This is a genomic window from Syntrophales bacterium (assembly GCA_030655775.1).
GTDB lineage: Bacteria > Desulfobacterota > Syntrophia > Syntrophales > JADFWA01 > JAUSPI01.
In genome coordinates this window covers 1-4367 of record JAUSPI010000093.1, presented here as the reverse complement: position 1 = coordinate 4367, position 4367 = coordinate 1, and the positions used below count along the sequence as shown (strand labels likewise).

Below are 4367 nucleotides of genomic sequence, written 5' to 3'. Positions count from 1 at the left end.
AGATTCCCATGAAGATGAAACACTAATATCGTTATTGCAATAGCTCCGAGTCCACGATGTCCTGGCACATAAATCTGTCTACGATGTTGTGGCACTCAACAGCTAGGTCTTTGAAAGATAATGAGGCTACGTTTAAGGAGGTGAGAATGTTGATACAGCGTTGTTTAGTGATTGCCGCGCATCCAGATGATGAAGTTCTCGGTTGTGGAGGAACAATGAACCGCTTTGTTTCTGAAGGAGTAGATGTTTGTTGTCTGATTCTTGGCGAGGGTGTTACATCAAGGGATGAACAAAGAAATGTCGAGCTTAGAAGAAATGAGATAGATGTCTTAAAAGAGACTGCGAGGCAGGCGAACAAACTTTTGGGAGTCAATGAAGTTTTTTTCGGCTCCTTGCCTGATAACCGGTTCGACTGCATGGACTTACTTGATATCATTAAAGTTGTTGAAAAATATGTTGATATGCTTCAGCCCGAATGGGTATTCACGCATAACTGTGATGATTTGAATAACGATCACAGGAAAACATTTCAAGCTGTTCAAACAGCATGTCGCCCCGTGCCGGGACATTCCGTGACCGGGTTCTTTTCCTTCCCGGTTCCTTCGTCCACAGAGTGGAATTTCGAGAAGGTTTTTTGTCCTAACCTTTTTGTAGACATCTCTTCATCCCTTGAGAAAAAGATGCAAGCAGCCGAAATCTATTCTACAGAAATGAGAGAATGGCCTCATCCAAGGTCCTTGAAAGCCATAGAAGATCACGCAAGACAATTCGGTGTTTGCGTTGGGAAAAGTGCTGTTGAACCATTTAAAATAATCAGAATGGGGCTATGAGCGATCTATCCAGAGAAGATTACGTCAACTTATTAACGGAGAAAACAAATGCAGAATAAGTCAAAAACAGAGAAAAGATCTTTTGTTTATGCAACCAATAATTATTTAGGTTTTCTTTGCGGATGTTCTTTGGCAAGGATGGGTTTCAGGCCAGAACTTCTGTTACTTCACCCTTTGCATTGACAGAAATTTGGAGAGGAAATCAGGTCAATATTTCCGGACAGTCCTGTAACAGAACGGGCTTTAAATAAAAAGATTTCAATTAAAGCGATAGACGCCGATGTTCTGATATCGGTCGATTTGGGAAGGAACCCCCGCTGGAGTGACTCTTCTTTTGATGATGCCTGTTATGAATAAAGGGGAAATATTAGATCAAAAAGAGGTGTCTGTCGTGGCGATTGGAACAGGGAAACCATTTTACGCAAAGTTAGAAGAATCATCGACACCTTTAATCGAAGATGTTTTTCCAAGATTGATGACCAAAGATATTTCTACCTTTCCCATGCCCGAAGGCGGCAAACTTAACTTTGCTCATGAATTTGAGAAACCTTGCTCGATTTCTGAGGAGAAAACAGCGGGCGTTGATCTCTTTCTTCGTTGTTTGTACGCCTTATCATTTCCTTTCTACAAGAATGGATTCGTTTTTGCAGAGGGTAAACGAATTTATGTTGATGTCGCTTTGAGGGAAGAGAATGGCAAGACCTCTTCCTAAGATATGTTTTATAACCCACGGCAGTCCATCAATCGGAGGGGGGCATATAAATAGATGCTCCGCCCTGGCGGTTGAAGTTGCCGCTTCTGGAGCTTTCATCTATTGGCTGGTCAATTCTGAGGCTGAACTGATGCTCCACCAGAAGGGTTTCCACAAAGACGCAATTTTTTCACTTGAAGACCCGTTTAGCGTATCGCCGGAAAAAGTGGTTTCAATTATGGAGGGCATGAAACCTGACTTGTGTGTTATCGACAGCTATGATGCGACCCCGCCGTTTATTCAAAAACTTCGGGAAAGATGTCCCGTTGTTTTGATTGATGATTGTCGCGCCCGGCCTGTGGAAGAAGAGTGCGACGTGCTGTTGAACTACAACCTTGGAGCTGATTTGCTTGGATACGCCCCGGGCAGGGCTTCATTGCTTCTTGGTCCAAAGTACACGCTGCTGCGAAATGATTTCCGTGGCCTGGTACCGGAAGAAGGCGACACCATACTGATCATTCCCGGTGCAAGCGACATGCACAATGTGACAGAGAGTTTTATCCGCTGGTGGAAAAAAGGCTGGCCCCATGCCGAGCTTGTTCTTGGCCCGCTGGTGGAAAAGGGAAAATGTCTGAGGTTATCATCGATGGCAGAAAAAAAACACAACCTTTCCGTTATGCGAGATCCTCCAGATCTTCCTGAGCGAATGTCCAAAGCCGGAGCCATTATCTGTACTTCAAGTGTAACTTCGTACGAGGCTCTTTCTTTAAGAAAACCACTTGCCGTTTTTCAGGTTGCGGAGAATCAGCATAAGATCGGAGAAGAAATCGCCAGGCAGGGATTGGGTGTAAATTTGGGCAAATGGGGCAGTTTCGGTCAAATGGAAATAGGATCAGTACTTAAAGATCTTCCGTTGCAGCCTTCAGCGGTTGTAAATTTACGAGGTGCCGAAGCGGCTGCAAGAGCAATGATCGTATGGTTTCAAGGAAGAAGGTGAGGTTATTCGTGGATTATATTCCCTATGGGCGACAATGCATCGACGAGGATGACATACAGGTCGTAGTGGATGTCCTCCGAGGCGATCTTATAACACAGGGTCCAGTGAATGAGGCTTTTGAGAGGGCCGTTGCTGAATATGTCGGTGTCACCCATGCAGTGGTTTTCAGCAGTGGAACCGCAGCTCTGCACGGTGCTTATTTTGCTGCGGGTGTAGAACCGGGCGATGAAATAATAACGAGCCCCTTGACCTTTGTCGCCACGGCCAATGCTGCACTCTACCTGGGGGGCAGGCCTGTTTTTGCCGATATCGATGAAAAAACACTCTGCCTGGACCCGAAAGAAGCGTTAAGAAAAGTAACGGATAAAACCAAAGCTGTTGTTCCAGTGAGTTATGCGGGGTGTCCGGTGGATATCAGTGCCTTTCGTGAGGCAATGCCGGGAATTCCTGTTATCGAGGATGCCTGCCACGCCATCGGCGGGGAAAGGAATGGCAACAAAGTCGGTAAAGATGCCGACATGACGGTCTTCAGTTTCCACCCCGTCAAGCACATCACTACCGGCGAGGGCGGAATGGTGGTAACAGATAACGAAAAATTTGCTGAAAGGCTGAGGTTTTTCCGCAGCCACGGTATTACGAAAGACCCAGGATTGCTCCTGCAAAAGGGGCAGGGTCCCTGGTACTACGAAATGCAGATGTTGGGGTATAACTACAGGCTCACGGATATCCAGAGTGCGCTGGGTCTGAGCCAGCTAAGAAAACTGGATGCTTCCATAGCCAAAAGGCGAGAAATTGCCCGTAGGTACGATGAGGGCTTTGCCAAGGTGGAGTGGGTAACCCTCCCCCCCCAGCATCCCGGGCACGCGTATCATCTTTACCCGATCCAGGTCAACCCCACTATCAGAAAAAAATTATTTGAACATCTCAGGTCAAATGGCATCGGTGTTCAGGTACACTACATCCCGGTTCATATGCATCCTTATTACAGGGAAGTCCTGTTTTTTAAAAAGGGAGACTTTCCGAAGGCGGAAATGCTATATGAGGGAGAAATTTCTTTGCCCATTTTTCCCCAGGTCACGAAGGATCAACAAGAAAATATATTGAGAACAGTACTGGATATTTGACGTGCAAAGCAAACAAAGGCTTTTAATAATAGAACATCTTTCTGTTTTTTCTCTTTTTGCGGCCTTTGCAGGTCGTTGGTTAAAGTATCGGGTTTTCTTTTTGGGAATCTCGAACGCTTTACGGTCGGACCGGTTTCTGTCCTTTTTGCGTAGTCATAATTTCAGCCAGTTGTCTTTCGGAGATCTTGATAACATTGAAGGCCCCGAAGTATATGAGAATGAGCTTGCCGGTTTGTGCGAAAATGTCCTGTATAGATTCTCGGGAGGCCAAAACTTTATTGAGACGTTTGAGTTTCTTTTCCCCAAAATCCGGGAAACAAAAAGAAAAATTCTAAGTTGTCTTTTTCACTACGCTTTATCTGAAATAAGATCTGTAAAGCTTGATTTGGTTTTGATCTGGATGAAAGAATCAATTAGCAAAGACGACAAAGTAGTATTTTGGGGAAGAAATGATCCGTTTATAAAATTATGGATGAAGAATTGCGGCTACCAAATCACTAATCCCATTCCCGCTTCGTTATGGAGCGCCTACTTTGTGCTCGGATTTATTGTCCGGAAAAGCCTTAATGCGGCCAAAGCTCTTGTCTTAAGAATTGTTGGGTTATTTTCGCGGAAGAGGCAGTTGATACTGAAAAGTTTTGATAATTATGACAAAGCAAAATTTGAAGTTCTGTTTTTTCCACACCAGAGTCTTTTCTACGGCCAGTTATTTCAAAAGGATCATT

5 protein-coding genes are annotated in these 4367 nt (G+C 44.8%); all 5 read left to right on the top strand.

Going from position 1 to position 4367, the window contains the following annotated elements:
* Nucleotides 1–146: 146 nt before the first annotated feature.
* Nucleotides 147–830 carry a PIG-L deacetylase family protein gene (locus tag Q7J27_04705; protein MDO9528445.1) on the top strand — a complete coding sequence of 228 codons (684 nt, stop codon included), beginning with the start codon at nt 147–149 and terminating at the stop codon, nt 828–830.
* 349 nt (nt 831–1179) lie between these two features.
* A complete protein-coding gene (locus tag Q7J27_04700) occupies nt 1180–1542 on the top strand; it encodes a hypothetical protein (GenBank protein MDO9528444.1) in 363 nt (120 codons plus the stop codon).
* A complete protein-coding gene (locus Q7J27_04695) occupies nt 1523–2518 on the top strand; it encodes a hypothetical protein (protein MDO9528443.1) in 996 nt (331 codons plus the stop codon). The genes Q7J27_04700 and Q7J27_04695 overlap by 20 nt, the downstream gene beginning before the upstream one ends.
* Nucleotides 2497–3642, top strand: a complete 1146-nt coding sequence (pseC, locus tag Q7J27_04690) for a UDP-4-amino-4,6-dideoxy-N-acetyl-beta-L-altrosamine transaminase (GenBank protein ID MDO9528442.1) — start codon at nt 2497–2499, stop codon at nt 3640–3642. The genes Q7J27_04695 and pseC overlap by 22 nt, the downstream gene beginning before the upstream one ends.
* Before the next feature lie 400 nt (nt 3643–4042).
* A partial coding sequence (locus Q7J27_04685) for a hypothetical protein (GenBank protein MDO9528441.1) occupies nt 4043–4367 on the top strand: 325 nt, incomplete at its 3' end.

Bases quoted from the DNA above. Each gene is read 5' to 3' on its own strand.
- Q7J27_04700 (MDO9528444.1), top strand. From the start codon at position 1,180: ATGAATAAAGGGGAAATATTAGATCAAAAAGAGGTGTCTGTCGTGGCG.
- pseC (MDO9528442.1), top strand. From the start codon at position 2,497: ATGGTTTCAAGGAAGAAGGTGAGGTTATTCGTGGATTATATTCCCTAT.
- Q7J27_04695 (MDO9528443.1), top strand. From the start codon at position 1,523: ATGGCAAGACCTCTTCCTAAGATATGTTTTATAACCCACGGCAGTCCA.
- Q7J27_04705 (MDO9528445.1), top strand. From the start codon at position 147: ATGTTGATACAGCGTTGTTTAGTGATTGCCGCGCATCCAGATGATGAA.